Source organism: Kitasatospora sp. NEAU-69 (assembly GCF_057158765.1).
The window spans coordinates 1-14,762 of record NZ_JBWXUE010000024.1 but is presented as its reverse complement, the minus strand read 5'-3'; the positions used below and the strand labels follow the sequence as shown (position 1 = coordinate 14,762).

At 72.4% G+C, this 14,762-nt stretch carries 16 protein-coding genes; 6 read left to right on the top strand and 10 right to left on the bottom strand.

Annotated features, from left to right (window positions below; genetic code table 11):
- Window positions 1-555: 555 nt before the first annotated feature.
- Window positions 556-1,431 carry a helix-turn-helix domain-containing protein gene (locus AC060L_RS25775; RefSeq protein ID WP_483801299.1) on the top strand — a complete coding sequence of 292 codons (876 nt, stop codon included), beginning with the start codon at window positions 556-558 and terminating at the stop codon, window positions 1,429-1,431.
- The gene (locus AC060L_RS25770) at window positions 1,406-1,630 is read left to right on the top strand and encodes a DUF397 domain-containing protein (protein ID WP_483801298.1); all 225 of its coding nucleotides are present in this window, start codon (window positions 1,406-1,408) and stop codon (window positions 1,628-1,630) included. The genes AC060L_RS25775 and AC060L_RS25770 overlap by 26 nt, the downstream gene beginning before the upstream one ends.
- A gap of 84 nt (window positions 1,631-1,714) precedes the next feature.
- Here AC060L_RS25770 and AC060L_RS25765 read toward each other — a convergent pair whose 3' ends face one another.
- The 4 genes from AC060L_RS25765 to AC060L_RS25750 all read right to left on the bottom strand — a co-directional run bounded on the left by AC060L_RS25765 (window position 1,715) and on the right by AC060L_RS25750 (window position 4,177).
- Window positions 1,715-2,821, bottom strand: coding sequence for an ADP-ribosylglycohydrolase family protein (locus AC060L_RS25765; protein WP_483801297.1), 1,107 nt, complete (start codon window positions 2,819-2,821; stop codon window positions 1,715-1,717).
- Between the two features lie 151 nt (window positions 2,822-2,972).
- Window positions 2,973-3,299 (bottom strand): thioredoxin, encoded by a 327-nt coding sequence (gene trxA / locus AC060L_RS25760; protein ID WP_483801296.1) that lies wholly within the window; start codon window positions 3,297-3,299, stop codon window positions 2,973-2,975.
- The gene (locus AC060L_RS25755; protein WP_483801295.1) at window positions 3,292-3,717 is read right to left on the bottom strand and encodes a MerR family transcriptional regulator; all 426 of its coding nucleotides are present in this window, start codon (window positions 3,715-3,717) and stop codon (window positions 3,292-3,294) included. Before AC060L_RS25755 ends, trxA begins: the two co-directional genes overlap by 8 nt.
- A gap of 76 nt (window positions 3,718-3,793) precedes the next feature.
- Window positions 3,794-4,177, bottom strand: a complete 384-nt coding sequence (locus AC060L_RS25750; protein ID WP_483801294.1) for a VOC family protein — start codon at window positions 4,175-4,177, stop codon at window positions 3,794-3,796.
- Between the two features lie 90 nt (window positions 4,178-4,267).
- Here AC060L_RS25750 and AC060L_RS25745 point away from each other — a divergent pair, with 90 nt between their 5' ends.
- The gene (locus tag AC060L_RS25745) at window positions 4,268-4,570 is read left to right on the top strand and encodes an ArsR/SmtB family transcription factor (RefSeq protein ID WP_483801293.1); all 303 of its coding nucleotides are present in this window, start codon (window positions 4,268-4,270) and stop codon (window positions 4,568-4,570) included.
- Between the two features lie 43 nt (window positions 4,571-4,613).
- Here the strand turns inward: AC060L_RS25745 and AC060L_RS25740 are convergent, their stop codons facing one another.
- From AC060L_RS25740 to AC060L_RS25730, 3 genes are all read right to left on the bottom strand, one after another.
- Window positions 4,614-4,796: a hypothetical protein gene (locus tag AC060L_RS25740; protein WP_483801292.1), complete on the bottom strand. Its 183-nt coding sequence runs from the start codon at window positions 4,794-4,796 to the stop codon at window positions 4,614-4,616.
- 133 nt (window positions 4,797-4,929) lie between these two features.
- Window positions 4,930-5,442, bottom strand: a complete 513-nt coding sequence (locus AC060L_RS25735) for a DinB family protein (RefSeq protein WP_483801291.1) — start codon at window positions 5,440-5,442, stop codon at window positions 4,930-4,932.
- Between the two features lie 49 nt (window positions 5,443-5,491).
- Entirely contained in the window at window positions 5,492-8,092 is a 2,601-nt protein-coding gene (locus AC060L_RS25730; protein WP_483801290.1) for a bifunctional FO biosynthesis protein CofGH, read from the bottom strand.
- Window positions 8,093-8,300: 208 nt separating this feature from the next.
- Between AC060L_RS25730 and AC060L_RS25725 the strand changes: the two genes are divergently transcribed.
- The 3 genes from AC060L_RS25725 (at window position 8,301) to AC060L_RS25715 (ending at window position 11,673) form a co-directional block, all read left to right on the top strand.
- Window positions 8,301-9,611: a LolA family protein gene (locus tag AC060L_RS25725; protein ID WP_483801289.1), complete on the top strand. Its 1,311-nt coding sequence runs from the start codon at window positions 8,301-8,303 to the stop codon at window positions 9,609-9,611.
- 84 nt (window positions 9,612-9,695) lie between these two features.
- Window positions 9,696-10,778 carry an ABC transporter ATP-binding protein gene (locus AC060L_RS25720; protein WP_483801288.1) on the top strand — a complete coding sequence of 361 codons (1,083 nt, stop codon included), beginning with the start codon at window positions 9,696-9,698 and terminating at the stop codon, window positions 10,776-10,778.
- The gene (locus AC060L_RS25715) at window positions 10,765-11,673 is read left to right on the top strand and encodes an ABC transporter permease (protein WP_483801287.1); all 909 of its coding nucleotides are present in this window, start codon (window positions 10,765-10,767) and stop codon (window positions 11,671-11,673) included. The genes AC060L_RS25720 and AC060L_RS25715 overlap by 14 nt, the downstream gene beginning before the upstream one ends.
- A 79-nt stretch (window positions 11,674-11,752) precedes the next feature.
- Here AC060L_RS25715 and rarD read toward each other — a convergent pair whose 3' ends face one another.
- The 3 genes from rarD to AC060L_RS25700 all read right to left on the bottom strand — a co-directional run.
- Window positions 11,753-12,709: an EamA family transporter RarD gene (rarD, locus tag AC060L_RS25710; RefSeq protein WP_483801286.1), complete on the bottom strand. Its 957-nt coding sequence runs from the start codon at window positions 12,707-12,709 to the stop codon at window positions 11,753-11,755.
- A gap of 137 nt (window positions 12,710-12,846) precedes the next feature.
- Complete coding sequence (locus tag AC060L_RS25705) at window positions 12,847-13,746, bottom strand: RNA polymerase sigma-70 factor (RefSeq protein ID WP_483801285.1); 900 nt, start codon at window positions 13,744-13,746, stop codon at window positions 12,847-12,849.
- A gap of 71 nt (window positions 13,747-13,817) precedes the next feature.
- A partial coding sequence (locus AC060L_RS25700; RefSeq protein WP_483801284.1) for a 2-oxoacid:ferredoxin oxidoreductase subunit beta occupies window positions 13,818-14,762 on the bottom strand: 945 nt, incomplete at its 5' end.

Here is a 14,762-nt window from a genome sequence, read left to right as displayed (position 1 = left end):
GGCAGTCCGGCTGACGGACAGGCGGACGGGCGGACGGACTGCCGCATTGCCGGGCAGTCCGCCGGCCGGACACCCGCCCGGACACCCGGGCGGACGCCCCGCCGGGCGGTTCGCCCACTCGCGCCACGGGGGTCGCGCCACCGTGCGCGGCCCGTCGGGGCGGGGTGCGCGGCCCCGGCTCGCACCCGCTCGACCGACGGTCCTCGGATCCGTGGGGCGGGGTTCCCCGAACCTTCCCGCACGAAACCCCCCCCCCCCTCCCCCCGGGCGGGTGGGGGTATGGGGGGTAGCCCCATAGCGGGTTGATGGACCCCCCCCCCCCACCGTCGTCCCCGGCCACGAACCGGCGCTGCGCATACGGAACTTGCCAATGGCACGTTCCGGGAGCACTACCACATCGAACGCCGTTCGGGAAGCCCTCCGCTGTTTTCCGGGCGGAGAGCGGACCTGAGGTGTCATGCTGCTGAGAGCCAGGGGGTTGGTACGAATACCGAAGCGTTCCGAGGGGGCACACCAATCCCGCCAAGCACCTCGGAGGTCCCGCCGGAGGTCGATGTGTCCGCCAGCATCAATCCCACTGTCCGCCGCAGGAGACTCGGCGCCGAACTCCGCAGGCTGCGGGAGGCCAAGGGCATGACCGCCGAGCAGGTCGCGGAGCGCCTGATGGTCTCCCAGTCGAAGATCAGCCGACTGGAGAACGGGCGCCGGAGCATCAGCCCGCGCGACGTGCGGGACCTGTGCGACGTCTACGAGGTGATCGACCCGAAGATGCGCACCAGCCTGATGGAGATGGCCAAGGAGTCCAAGCTGCGCGGCTGGTGGAACGACTTCGCCGACATCCCGTACAGCGTCTACATCGGGCTGGAGGCCGAGGCGTACTCGATCCGCAGCTACGAGGCCTCCTTCGTCCCCGGCCTGCTGCAGACCCGCGGGTACGCGGAGGCGGTGGTGCGCGGCACCCAGCCGGACACCGAGGGTTCCGCGATCAACAGCCGGGTCGAGGTGCGGCTGAAGCGCCAGCACCGGATCTACGGCGAGGAGCGGCTGGCGTTCTGGGCGGTGATAGACGAAGCCGTGCTGCGCCGCGAGGTCGGCGGCCGTCCCGTGATGGCGGACCAGATGCGCCACCTGCTCGAAGTGAGCGAGCAGGCGAACGTCAACATCCAGGTCATCCCGTTCGATTACGGGGCCCACCCCGGCATGACCGGGACATTCTCCCTCATGGAGTTCCCGGAGTCCGCCGATTCCACAGTCGTCTACTTCGAAGGGGTGACGAGCGACCTCTACTTGGAGAAGGAGCCGGACGTCCGCCGCTATACCGGTCTGTACGACCACCTGCGGGCGGCAGCCCTCGGGGTCGCGGAGTCCCGGTCGTTGATAGCCCGATATGCGGAGGATTACGAGAATGAGCCCCAAGACACTGACCGTTGACCTGACCGTCGATCCGGCCTGGCGCAAGAGCAGCCACAGTGGCGGCGCCGGTGCCTGTGTCGAGATCGCCGTTCCGGCACCGGCCGTCGTCGCCGTGCGCGACTCCAAGGACCCGTCCGGCCCGCGTCTGCAGTTCTCCCCCACGGCCTGGGCCGCGTTCGCCGGGGCCGCCGGCGGCGGGGAGTTCGGCACCGTCTGAGCGAAGGCGCGGTCTGACCGAAGACACCGTCCAGCCGAAGACACCGTCCGGACCGAAGGACCTGCCCCGCTCGGGGGCGGCGGCTCAGCTCGTCGGGTAGCGATCCCGCCAGCCGGGCCCCGCCCCGGGGCCGTGCAGTTCGGGGCCGTGGCTCAGCTCCAGCGCCAGATCGTCGGCCAGTTGCAGCACGGTGCCGCGCCCCTCCAGCTCGGCCAGCCACTCGGCGGGCAGCGCGGTCTCCCCGTGCAGGGCGCCGAGCAGGCTGCCGCAGACCGTCCCGGTCGAGTCGCTGTCCCCGGAGTGGTTGACCGAGAGCAGCAGCGCGGAGCGGACGTCCTCGGCGGCCAGCGCGCAGTACAGCCCGATCGCCAGCGCCTCCTCGGCCACCCGGCCCTCGCCGAGTTCGGCGACCCGCTCGGCCGTCGGCTCGCCGGCCCGCACCGCCGCCCGTGCCGCGTTCAGCGCGGCGGTGGTCTCCTCGTGCCCGGGGCGGTCGGCGAGCAGCCCCAGTGCCAGCTCGACCCCCTCGTCCAGCGTGCCGCCGCGCAGCACGCTGTGCACGATCACCGCGAGCGCGCCCGCCGAGAGGTAGCCGGTCGGGTGGCCGTGGGTCAGCACCGAGCACTCGACGGCCAGTTGCAGCACCAGCGTGGACTCCCAGCCGAGCAGCAGCCCGAACGGCGCGGCCCGCATCACCGTGCCGCTGCCCTTGGCGTCCGGGTTCTTCGGGGCGTCCAGCGTGCCCATCCGCCCGGCGTCCGGCCCGGTCAGGCCGGAGAGGCAGGCGTCGCCCGGCGCGCGGCGCGCGTACAGCCACTCCTCGCGGCCCAGCCAGCCGAGGTCGGTGCGGCGCTCGTCCGGCCCCCAGTCGCTCTGGGTGGCTGCCCAGCGCAGGTAGGCGCGGTGCACGTCGGTCGGCGGGTGCCAGCCGCCGCTGGTCTGCCGCACATGTGCCCGGATCAGGCCGTCGACGGTGAAGAGCGACATCTGGGTGTCGTCGGTGACCGTGCCGCGCTTGCCGTAGGCGGGCACGTAGCCGGTCACCCCGGCGGCGCCGTGCGCGGCCCGGATCTGCTCCAGCGAGTCGAACTCGATGCCGGCGCCGAGCGCGTCACCGATCGCCCCGCCGAGCAGGCAGCCCCGGACCCGGCTGCGGAAGTCCTGCTGCTGGGCGCGCGACCACGAGGACATGGCGGAGGAGGGCCTTTCGTCGAAGACAGGACGGCCCACGCACTGTAAGTCGAACGCGCGGCGCCGGGCGACGGCTTCCGGGGAATTCCCCGCAACCCTTCATCCGGCACCGCGCGCTGCCTGCGGCTCTGCCACTCTGCGGCCGCTCGGCTCAGACCACCTCGGCCAGCTCGCGCAGCAGCTTGGCCTTCGCCCGCGCACCGACCATCAACTTCACCGGCTGACCACCGCGGAACACGATCAGCGTCGGCATCGAGAGCACGCCGTACGCGGCCTGCGTCTCGGGGTTGGCGTCCACGTCCAGCGTCACCACCTTGAGACGGTGCGCCTCCTCCTGCGCCACCGCCTCCAGCACCGGCGCGATCATCCGGCACGGCGGGCACCAGTCGGCGGTGAAGTCCACCAGCACCGGCAGTTCGGACTGCAGCACCTCGGCGGCGAAGCTCGCGTCGGTCACCTGGGGCACGTTCTCAGCCATGGTCGTCTCCCTCGACGGGGTCGATCGGATGCGCGGTCAGCTCGCAGCGCGGCTCCCCGGTCGCGGCCGCCAGCTCGGCGCGGGCCAGCTGGCCGGCGACCTGCTCGCGCACCTCACCGAGCCGCTCCAGCAGCGCGTCCAGCTCGCCCAGCTTGCGCCGGTACACCGCGAGCGATCCCGGACAGGAGTCGCCCGCCGGGTGCCCGGCCCGCAGGCACTCCACGAACGGCCGGGTGTCCTCCAGCTCGAAGCCGAAGTCCTGGAGCAGCCGGATCTGCCGCACCTGGTGCAGGTCGTCCTCGCCGTACGCGCGGTACCCGTTCTCGCCGCGCCGGGCCGCCAACAGCCCGCGCGACTCGTAGTACCGCAACGTCCGGGTCGTCGTCCCCGCCCGCTCCGCCAGCTCCCCGATCCGCATCCTCGGCCTCCTGCCCGCTCGGTCCCCTCGACGGTAGACCTTGACGCCGACGTCAAGGCAAACGCCACTGCCTCCGCTACGGCTGGGGCCGGGGCTGGGTGAACTCCACGTACTCGATGACCGCTCCGCCCGGGTGCCGCAGTGTGGCGTTGCGCCCCGTCGGCACGGCGTTCGGACCGTCCAGCAGCGCCCCGCCGGGCTGCTCGGCGAGCGGCAGGATCGCGTCCAGCGAGGCCACGACCGCGGTCGCGTGCGTCGCCCGGTACGGCGCGAGCGCCTCCTCGGTCCCCGCGATCAGCAGGTAGCCCCCGATCCCGGCGAGCTCCAGGTCGCGATAGTGGAACCGCAGGCGCGGCTGCTCACCGGTGAGCGTGACGAAGGTCGGCAGCGCGGTGTCGAGGTCGTCGACGTAGATCCGGGCGAGGGTCGCGAGGACGGGCGCAGGCGCAGGCGTGGGCACGGGCGGGCTCCTAGGTCATTTCGATAATCCCGAAATATCGAAGTGTTCTGCATACTAGGCGGAGCCGCTGACGTGACGGAAGGAGAACCGGTGCCGGAGATCGACCACACGGGCCGGCAGCCGGGCCCGGACCTGGCCGCCGTGCTGCACGCACTGGGCGACCCGGTCCGCCTCGCGCTGGTGCGCCGGATGGCGACGGCCGGCGAGAGCGAGTGCAGCCCGGACGGCCTCGACGTGCCGCGCTCGACGCTCACCAATCACTGGCGGATCCTGCGCGAGGCGGGCGTCACCGAGACCCGGCAGGCCGGCAAGGCGCGGCTGATGACCCTGCGCCGCGCGGAGCTCGACGCCCGGTTCCCGGGGCTGCTCGCGGCAGTGCTGCGGAACGGCTGACCCGGCGCCCCCGCCCAGGGGCCGTCCGGGCCTATGGCGGGGCCTAGTAGGGACCGCTGCCCGTCTTCGAGTTCAACCGGTCGAACTCGCGGATCCGCATCATCTTGTAGTCCGGGTGCGCGACCGGCTTGTGCGAGTCGGAGTGCTCGTAGTTGGCGCTCCACTGGCGGTTGTTGCGGGCGACCGCGCCGCGCAGCGCCGTCCAGATCTGGTGGATGCGCTTCATGTCCAGCCTCCTAGCGGGCCTGATGAGCCTGCCACGCAGGCTCATCAGCAGAATAGGACCGCACCGGCGGAAAGGATCCGGCCGCTGAGCGTTCCTTGAGCATTCCTTAGCGCTGATGCCCTTTCGGGCACCTTCAGGCGCCGACCACCCCGTCGATGCCCTCGCGCAGGAAGTCCGCGTGGCCGTTGTGCCGGCTGTACTCCTGGAGCATGTGCGCCATCACCATGCGCAGCGACACCTCCTCCTCCCAGCGCGGCTGGTAGCCCGCGACGTCCAGCGACTCGGCCTCCCGCTCGATCCGGCGCGAGGTCTCGACCTCCGCCTCCCAGGCCGCGAACACCTCGGCCCGGGTGGAGTTGCTCGCGTCGTACGCCGCCTGGAAGTCGAAGAGCTTGTCGGACCAGACCATCGGCGCCTCGTTGTCCTCGAACACCCGCCGGAACCAGGCCCGTTCCGCCTCCGCCAGGTGCCGCACCAGCCCGAGCAGCGAGAGCGTGGACGGCGGCATCGACTGCTGCCGCAGCTGCTCGTCGCTCAGCCCCTGGCACTTCATCGCGAGCGTGTCCCGGTGGTAGTCGAGGAACGTGCGCATCATCTCGCGCTCGGTGCCGAAGGTGGGCGGGCCGACCCGGTTGTCGGTCGTCATGGGTGTCGTTCTCCTCGTCCGTGCGGATGTTCGAGGTCGAACGTAGTGCCTACTCCAGCACCGGCAACAGCTCCGGCAGGTGCCCGTCCGAGGCGAGTGCCGCCGCGCGGCGCTCGGCCGGCACCTCGCCGTAGGTCGTGGTGCGCTGGCGGAACGGGCGGCCGGCCGCCTCGGCGATCGCCTCCAGGTCGCGGATCGACTTGTAGCTGCCGTAGGCCGAGCCGGCCATCCGGGAGATGGTCTCCTCCATCAGCGTGCCGCCGAGATCGTTGGCGCCGCTGCGCAGCATCTCGGCGGCGCCCTCGGCGCCGAGCTTCACCCAGCTGGTCTGGATGTTGCGGATGTGCGGGTGCAGCAGCAGCCGGGCCATCGCGACCACCGCGCGGTTGTCGCGGTGGGTCGGACCGGGGCGGGCGATGCCGGCCAGGTAGACCGGCGCATTGGTGTGGATGAACGGCAGCGTGACGAACTCGGTGAAGCCGCCCGTCTCCTGCTGGATCGTGGCGAGCAGCCGCAGGTGGCCGAGCCAGTGCGCGGGCGTGTCCACGTGGCCGTACATCATGGTGGACGACGAGCGGATGCCCAGCGAGTGCGCGGTGCGGACCACCTCCACCCAGGTGGCGGCCGGCAGCTTGCCCTTGGTGAGGACCCAGCGGACCTCGTCGTCGAGGATCTCGGCGGCGGTGCCGGGGATGGTGTCGAGGCCGGCGCGCTGCGCCTCGGCCAGCCAGTCGCGGATCGACAGCCCGGTCCTGGTCGCGCCGTTCACCACCTCCATCGGCGAGAAGGCGTGCACGTGCATCCCCGGCACCCGCTCCTTCACCGCGCGCGCGATGTCGAAGTACGCCGTCCCCGGCAGGTCCGGGTGGATGCCGCCCTGCATGCAGACCTCGGTCGCACCGACCTGCCAGGCCTGCTCGGCCCGGTCGGCGACCTGGGAGAGCGAGAGCGTGTACGCGTCCGCGTCGGTGCGGCGCTGTGCGAACGCGCAGAAGCGGCAGCCGGTGTAGCAGACGTTGGTGAAGTTGATGTTCCGGGTGACGCAGTACGTGACGGTGTCCCCGACCGCGTCCCGGCGCACCGCGTCGGCGATCGCGCAGAGCGCGTCCAGCGCGGGGCCCTCGGCCTGGAAGAGCGCCAGCGCCTGCTCGTCCGTCAGCTTCGTGGGGTCGTCGGCGGCGACCGCGAGCGCGCTGCGCACGTCGCCGTCGATCCGGGCGAGCGGCGTGCCCGGCGCCATCGCGCGGACCTGCTCGCGCAGCGCCTCCCAGTCGCCGTAGACCTCCTCGAAGTCGGCCCGCCGGTCGCCCGTGCGCCCCTCGGTGTCGATGGTGCGGTGCAGGTCGGTCCGGCCGGTGGAGGCCGGCAGGTCCTCGGGCTCCTGCCAGGGCCGGCCGACCACCGGCGCGTCCGGCAGCGCCATGCCGGTCGCCGGATCGGCCAGCGCGCTCACGTGCGGCAGCAGCCGCGGGTCCAGCCAGGGCTCGCCGCGCAGCAGGTACTCCGGGTACACCGTCAGCCGCTCGCGCAGGTCGAAGCCCTGGGCGGCGGTGCGCGCCGCGAGCTCGTCGATCTGCGGCCACGGCGCCTCGGGGCTGACGTGGTCCGGGGTGACCGGCGAGACGCCGCCCCAGTCGTCGATCCCCGCACCGATCATCAGCTCGTACTCGCCGGCCACCAGGTTCGGCGGCGCCTGGATCCGCGCCGCCGGCCCGAGCACGACCCGGGTCACCGCGATCGCGGCGGCCAGCTCCTCCAGCTCCGCGTCCGGCATCGCGCGCATGGCGGTGTCCGGCTTGGCGCGGAAGTTCTGGATGATCACCTCCTGGATCCCGTGGTAGCGCCGGGCCACCTGACGGATCGCCAGGATCGAGTCGGCCCGCTCCGGGTACGTCTCGCCGATGCCGATCAGCAGCCCGGTGGTGAACGGGACGGCGCTGCGCCCGGCGTCCTCCAGCGCCCGCAGGCGCACCGCGGGCTCCTTGTCCGGCGAGCCGTGGTGCGGGCCGCCCGGCTCCTCCCAGAGGCGTACGGACGTGGTCTCCAGCATCATCCCCATCGAGGCCGCGACCGGCTTCAGGCGCTGGAAGTCGGTCCAGGTCAGCACACCCGGGTTGAGGTGCGGCAGCAGGCCGGTCTCCTCCAGCACCCGGATCGCCATCGCCCGGACGTACGCGAGCGTGTCGTCGTAGCCGTGCGCGTCCAGCCACTCGCGGGCCTCGGGCCAGCGGTCCTCGGGGCGGTCGCCGAGCGTGAAGAGCGCCTCCTTGCAGCCGAGTTCGGCGCCGCGGCGGGCGATCTCGAGCACCTCGTCCGGCGAGAGGTAGAGGCCGTGCCCGGCCCGCTTCAGCTTGCCCGGCACGGTGGCGAACGTGCAGTAGTGGCAGCGGTCCCGGCAGAGCCGGGTGAGCGGGATGAAGACGTTCTTGGAGTACGTGATGACCCCGGGGCGGCCGGCATCGACCAGACCGGCGTCCCGCAGCCGGGCGGCCGTCGCACACAGGTCCCGCAGGTCCTCGCCGCGCGCCTGGAGCAGCACCGCGGCCTCGGCGGTGTCGATCGCCACACCGTCTCTGGCCCGGCGCAGGGCTCGTCGCATCGCGGTGGCGGTCGGCGCGGCGGGAGTCGGCCCGGCAGCAGAGGAGTGCATGGATCCGACCCTACGCCAGCACCGGCGGAGACCGGCCGTCTAAGCCCACGGGCGTACCACGACCCTGAGAACCCTGAGACCGGGTCAGGGTTCGCCTGCATCCGTGGATGTACGGATTTCTGGCCCTGTAGAGCGATGCCGCGCCCGGCCGACCGGGCGTCTAATGACATGCATGACCGCGGATACCGACGGAGGGGCTGAGCACACCATGACTCAGTACGCACGGTTCGACGACGAGCAGGGCACGCCGTACAACGCCCGGCGCCGCACACTGGCCCGGGTCATGGTCCCGGCAGCGATCGCGACGGTCGCCGCGATCGGTGTCGGCCTGGTGCCCGCACTGGCCAGCGACGGCGCCCCCTCGCTGCCCCAGGTGACGGCGCAGCAGCTGGTCGCGAAGGCACTCGGCAACAACACCCATGCGCTGAGCGGCACCGTCCAGGTCTCCACCGACCTGGGCATCCCGCAGGAGGCGCTGGCGGTGCTCACCCACGGCAGCGCGACGGCCGCGCTGACCGGGGCGGCGGGCGCGGCCGGCGGCAGCGGGCGGGCCCAGCAGCAGAACGGCGCCGCCTCGGCCGACCCGGAGGCGCCGCTGACCCAGCTGCTGGCCGGTGACCACACGCTGCGGGTCGCGGCGGACGGGCCGGACAAGACCCGGATCGCGCTGATCGAGCCGATGGCCGAGTACGACCTGATCCACAACGGCGACCAGGCCTGGGCCTGGGACAGCCAGGCCAACCAGGCGGTCCACCTGAGCGGTGGCCGGCACGACGGAGCCCAGCAGGGTGGGGCCGCTCACCGGCAGGGCGAGGACCCGACGAAGCCGTCGGATCTCCCCACCACCCCGCAGGCCGCCGCCACGGAGATCCTCGCGCGCAGCGCGACGGACTCCGACGTCAGCGTCGGCGGCACCGCCACGGTGGCCGGCCGCAGCACCTACCTGCTGAACGTCAAGCCCAAGCAGACCGGCTCGACGATCGCCGACGTGCAGATCGCGGTGGACTCCGCGACCGGCACGCCGCTCTCCGTCGTCGTCAGCGGCACCTCCGGCAGCAAGGTGCTGGACGTGCACTTCAGCTCGGTCTCGTTCACCGCGCCGGACGCCAAGACCTTCGACTTCACGCCGCCGAAGGGCGCCACGGTCGCCGAGCAGTCGCCGAAGGGCGACGCCGGGAAGGCCGCGCGGCCGGAGCCGAAGTCGCCGAACTCGCTGGGCTCCGGCGTCCACCAGCTCTTCGGCAGCGGCTGGACCAGCGTCCTGGAGCTCAAGCTGCCGAGCGCCACGCCGGCCGAGAACGCCGGAACCGCCGCGGAGCAGAACACCGCGCAGGGCCGCAAGGGCCGCCAGTCGATGCCGAACCCGAACGAGCTGCTCAAGTCGCTCGGCAAGCCGGTGGCCGGCGGCACCGAGATCAGCACCAAGGTGCTCAACGTGCTGATCACCGACGACGGCCGGGTCTACGCCGGCGCGGTGACGCTGCCGGTGCTGCAGAACGCGGCCGGCGTCCACCAGTGAGCAGCGTCAACCAGTGATCAGCAACAACCAGTGATCAGCGTCAGCCAGTGAGCAGCGCGCACTAACCGAAGGGTCGCCAATCAAGTGAACCAGTCTCCGCAGTTGCTGGAGACCGCGACCGGGGGCCGGACCGCCGAGGCGGATCCGGCCCCCGCCGGCGGTCCTCCGGTGATCCGCACCCAGGGCCTGACGAAGCGCTTCGCCGGTGGTCAGCTCGCCGTGGACGGCCTGGACCTGACCGTGCCGCGCGGCAGCGTCTTCGGCTTCCTCGGCCCGAACGGCTCCGGCAAGACCACCACGATCCGGATGCTGATGGGCCTGATCGCCCCGACCTCGGGCGTGGCGACGGTGCTCGGCGCCTCGATGCCGCAGTCGGTGACCACCGTGCTGCCCCGGGTCGGCGCGTTGATCGAGGGCCCGGCGCTGTACGGGTTCCTCTCCGGCCGGGACAACCTGATCCGGTACGACTCGGCCGACCCGACCGCCGACCCGCGCACCCGGGTGCAGCGGGTCGAGCGGGCGCTGGAGCGGGTCGGGCTGACCGCCGCGGCCGGCAAGAAGGCCCGGGCCTACTCGCTCGGCATGAAGCAGCGGCTCGGGCTGGCCGCGGCGCTGCTGGTGCCGCGCGAGCTGCTGGTGCTGGACGAGCCGACCAACGGCCTGGACCCGCAGGGCATGCGCGAGATCCGGGCGCTGGTGCGCGAGGTCGCGGCGGAGGGGACCACCGTCTTCCTCTCCTCACACCTGCTGGACGAGATCGAGCAGGTCTGCACGCACGCCGCGGTGATGTCCAAGGGCCGGCTGGTCGTGCAGGGCACGGTCGCCGAGCTCGCGGCCCGGGCGCAGGGCCGGCTGGTGGTCCGCACGCCGGACGCCGCGCAGGCGGCGGCGGTGCTGGCGAAGCACCAGGTGACGGACCTGCGGATCGCCGAGGACCGGGTGGACGGCGAGCTTCCCGGCACCGTCGCAGAGCCCGCGGCCGGTGCTGTCGCGGCCGGTGCTGCCACGGCCGGCGCGCTCGGCAGTGGTGAGGAGGACCGGCTGCCGCTGCTCTGCGCGGCGCTGGTCGAGGCCGGCGTGCGGGTGCGCGGCTTCGGAGTCGAGCGCGGCACGCTGGAGGACGCGTTCGTGGCACTGACCGGAGAGGGATTCGATGTCGCAGGTTGAGCTGGCCGAGCCGGCGCCCGTCGCGCCGCGGGCCACCGCACCGCAGGCCGCCGTCGCCGGTGTCCGGCCGCACACCGCGGTGGGGCTGCTGGCGCTGTTCCGCAGCGAGCTGCACCTGACGTTCCGCCGGACCAGGACGCTGGTGCTGCTCGGCGTGCTGGCGGCGGTGCCGATCCTGCTCGGCGTGGTGGTGAAGATCGAGACCGGCAACATGCGCGGCGGCGGCCCGGCCTTCATCGTGAACGTCACGCAGAACGGCTTCTTCCTGGCGTTCACCGCGCTGGCCGTCTCGCTGCCGATCTTCCTGCCGATGACGGTCGGCGTGGTGGCCGGCGACTCGGTGGCCGGCGAGGCCGCCACCGGGACGCTGCGCTACCTGCTGGTCGCCCCGGCCGGGCGCACCCGGCTGCTGGCGGCGAAGTTCGTCGCGGCGATGGTGTTCTGCGTGGCGGCGACGCTCGCGGTGGCGGTCTCGGCGATGGCGATCGGCGCGATCCTGTTCCCGGTCGGCGACGTCACGCTGCTCTCCGGCGACACGATCGGGCTCGGCTCGGCGCTGCTGCGCGCGCTGCTGATCTCCGGCGTGGTGGCGCTCTCGCTCTCCGGACTGGTGGCGATCGGGCTCTTCATCTCCACGCTGACCGGCAGCGGCATCGCGGCGATGGCGAGCACGGTCGGGCTGGTGGTCGTGGTCCAGGTGCTGGAGAACTTCCCGCAGCTGAGCTCGATCCAGCCGTGGCTCTTCACCGACCACTGGATGTCCTTCGCCGACCTGCTGCGCCAGCCGATGTACTGGGACGGCGTCTGGCAGAACCTCGGGCTGCAGGCGCTCTACGTCGCGGTCTTCGGCGCGGCCGCCTGGGCGCGGTTCACCAGCCGCGACATCACCGCCTGACGCCGGCCGTTCGTCCTGTTCGTCGCCTCGGAGCCCGGCCGGACGGTCGGGCTCCGAGGCGGCTCAGGTGCCCGACGGCTCAGGTGCCCGACGACGCGGGCGCCGGCTCGGCGGCCGGTTCCGACCGGTCGCCGGCCAGGGCCGCGCGGTCGGCGCGGACCCGGCGCAGCGCGTCCCAGCTGAGCATCGCGAGCGCGGCCCAGACCAGCGCGAACCCGGCCCAGCGGGCCGGCGGCATCGACTCGTGGAAGTAGACGACACCGCACAGGAACTGGAAGATCGGCGCCAGGTACTGCAGCAGGCCCATGGTCGACAGCGGGATCCGGATCGCCGCGGCGCCGAAACAGACCAGCGGGATCGCGGTGATCGGCCCGGTCAGCATCAGCAGCGTGAGGTGCCCGGCGCCGTGCCCGAAGACGGCGTGCCCGGTGGCGGCCCGGTAGATCATGAACGCGACCGCGAACGGGAAGATGAACGCCGTCTCCAGCGCGAAGCTCTCCAGCCCGCCGAACGCGATCTTCTTCTTCAGCAGCCCGTACACCGCGAAGCTGAGCGCCAGCGTGAGCGCGATCCACGGCAGCCGTCCGTATCCGACGGTGAGCACCACGACCGCGAGCGCGCCGACCCCGACCGCCGCCCACTGGGCCGTGCGCAGGCGCTCACCGAGCAGCAGCACGCCGAACGCGATGGTGACCAGCGGGTTGATGAAGTAGCCGAGGCTGGTCTCCACCACGTGGCCGGAGTTCACGCCCCAGATGTAGACGCCCCAGTTGAGCGAGATCGCCGCGGCGGCCAGTGCGCTGAGCGCGAGCCGGCGCGGCTGGCGCAGCAGCGGCCGCAGCCAGCTCCAGTGCCCGCGAACGGTGAGGATCGCGACGGCGACGACCAGCGACCAGACCATCCGGTTGGCCAGGATGTCGCCCGAGGCGCTCGGTTCGAGCAGCGGCCAGTAGAGCGGGAAGAGCCCCCAGATGCCGTACGCCGCGACGCCGAGCCACAGTCCACGGCCTGCCTCCTGCTGGGTCTCCGGTGGCATGGCAGGCCTCTTTCCCGTGCGGCGCGCAGTGAACACGCCGACGGTAGCGGGCCCGCAAGGGTCCTGTCATCTCCGTAATCAGATTTTGGTCATGACAGCTCGGCGTCACGGCCGGCGGATCGGTCAGAGCGGATCGGTCAGAGCAGCCGTTCGGTGCGGCTCAGCCCGGTCAGCTTCGCCGGGTTCACCTGGACCCGCAGCGTCTGGATCCATCCGTCGCGGATCTCCAGGCTCAGCGTGCCGATCGGCCGGTCACCGACGTGGAAGAGCGCGCTCAGCTCGCCGTTGATCCACTCGAGGCGGACCTCCGCCGCCGCCGCTTCGGGCTTGGCGAGCACGCCGAGCAGCCAGCGGGCCACGTGGTCGGGCCCGTACAGCGGGCGCCGGGCGGCCCGGACCACGCCGCCGCCGTCCGACCAGGCGATCACCTCGGGCGCGAGCAGCTCCATCACGCGGGCCGCGTCGCCGGTCGCGCAGGCGGCCAGGAAGCGCTCGGTGACCGCCCGCCGCTCGCCGGCGTCCGTCTCGAAGCGCGGGCGGCGCGCCTCCACGTGCGCCTTGGCGCGGTGGGCGGTCTGCCGGATCGAGGCCTCGGTGCGGTCCAGCGCCTGCGCGATCTCGGCGGTGGAGTAGCCGAAGACCTCGCGCAGCACGAAGACCGCGCGCTCCACCGGGCCGAGCGTCTCCAGCACCACCAGCATCGCGAGCGAGACCGAGTCGGCCAGCTCGGCGTGCTCGGCGGCGTCCGGCGCGGCGAGCCGCGGGTCGGTCAGCACCGGCTCGGGCAGCCACGGGCCTACGTACGCCTCGCGCCGGGCCCGGGCGGAGGTGAGCCGGTTGAGCGCGAGGTTGGTGACGGTGCGCACCAGGTATGCCTTCGGGTGCGCGACCTGCTCCCGGTCCACCTCGGCCCACTTGAGCCAGGCGTCCTGCAGGACGTCCTCGGCGTCCGCCACGGTGCCGAGCATCCGGTACGCGGTGCCGAAGAGGAGCCGGCGGTGTTCGAGGAACGGGTCGTCCAACGCGGAGTCGATCACCGCTCCAGGCTGCCAGCGGCCGTGCTCCCCGGGCAACCCCCGGGGAGCACCATCGTCGGACGAGAGGACGATCAGCTCACCGTCCAGGTGTCCTGACCCGCGAGCAGGGTGGTGAGGTCGCCGGGGCCGCGTTGTTCGGCGGCGGTGGCGAGTTGCTCGGCCATCAGCGTGTCGTAGACCGGGCGCTGGATGTCGCGCAGCACGCCGATCGGGGTGTGGTGCAGGGTGTCGGCGTCGGCGAGGCGGGAGAGTGCGAAGGCGGTGACGGGGCTGGCCGCGTGTGCGTCGTGGACGAGCACCTGGGCCTCGTTGGCCGGTGTGACGGTGTCGGTGCGCAGTTCGCCGGTGGCCTGGTCGCGGAAGACGCCCTGGTCGGCGAAGCGGATCGGCTGTCCGTGTTCGAGGCGGATCAGCGCCTGGTCGGCGGTGGCCGGTTCCTTGAGGACGTCGAAGGCGCCGTCGTTGAAGATGTTGCAGTTCTGGTAGATCTCCACCAGGGCGGTGCCCTCGTGCTCGGCGGCCGCGCGCAGGACCGAGGTGAGGTGCTTGCGGTCGGAGTCGATGGTGCGGGCCACGAAGGTGGCCTCGGCGCCGATCGCGAGCGAGACCGGGTTGAACGGCGCGTCCAGCGAGCCCATCGGGGTGGACTTGGTGATCTTGCCGCGTTCGCTGGTCGGTGAGTACTGGCCCTTGGTGAGGCCGTAGATCCGGTTGTTGAAGAGCAGGATCTTCAGGTTGACGTTGCGGCGCAGCGCGTGGATCAGGTGGTTGCCGCCGATCGAGAGGGCGTCGCCGTCGCCGGTGACGACCCAGACGCTCAGGTCCTGCCGCGAGGCGGCCAGGCCGGTGGCGATCGCCGGTGCCCGGCCGTGGATCGAGTGCATCCCGTAGGTGTTGAGGTAGTACGGGAACCGCGAGGAGCAGCCGATCCCGGAGACGAAGACGGTGTTCTCCCGCCGGATGCCCAGCTCCGGCATGAACGACTGGACCGCCGCGAGGATCGCGTAGTCCCCGCA